Origin of the sequence: Bacillus changyiensis (assembly GCF_027706145.1) — a bacterium.
Lineage (GTDB): Bacteria > Bacillota > Bacilli > Bacillales > Bacillaceae > Bacillus > Bacillus changyiensis.
Map to the genome: position 1 here is coordinate 1 of NZ_JAQFWW010000022.1, position 685 is coordinate 685.

Below are 685 nucleotides of genomic sequence, written 5' to 3' on the forward strand. Positions count from 1 at the left end.
ACAAAGGCGCGCTTCGTCTGATCTGGACGGTTGTAGTAACCTCTGGCAACACCTGCACCACCAATATACAGTTCCCCAGGAATGCCTGGCGGCACTTGCTTTCCATCTTGGTCAAGGACATAGACACGTGTATGATCAATTGGCGCCCCCAATTTGATCACCTCACTGTTTGGCGGACAAGGCCAGACAAGGGCATCAACCGTCGTTTCTGTCGGACCATAATTGTTGTATAGCTTGTAACCTTGCGCTGTTATTTGCCGTGCCAATTGGAGTTCAAGCTTTTCACCACCGCAGATGACCACATCTAAACTGTCCGCTTTTTTCGTTTGTCCTGCTAAAAGCGCACGCAAGGTCGCCGGTACAAATTGGGCAATCCGCACTTGATATTCATTCAAGAAATTGATCAGCTTTTCTGGTTGGAACATCACCTGTTTTTCCGCAATCACAACGATAGCTCCAGACATGAGCGGAATCAATGTTTCCTCAACACTCACATCAAAAGACGGGTTTGTCATATGAAGAATCGCATCTCCCGGGGACACATCGTATGTTCGCTCAAACCATTGCCATAAATTCAAAACACTGTGCTGTTCAATTAATACACCTTTTGGCTCTCCAGTTGATCCAGACGTGTAAATCATATAAGCAAGATGGTGCCCCTCTGTTACTGATGGTGGATTTAATT

Annotated in this window: 1 protein-coding gene; it reads right to left on the minus strand. The window is 46.3% G+C overall.

The genetic code is table 11. The features are described from left to right. On the minus strand, positions 1-685 hold a 685-nt coding region (locus tag PDT38_RS19290), incomplete at both ends, for an AMP-binding protein (RefSeq protein WP_270803672.1).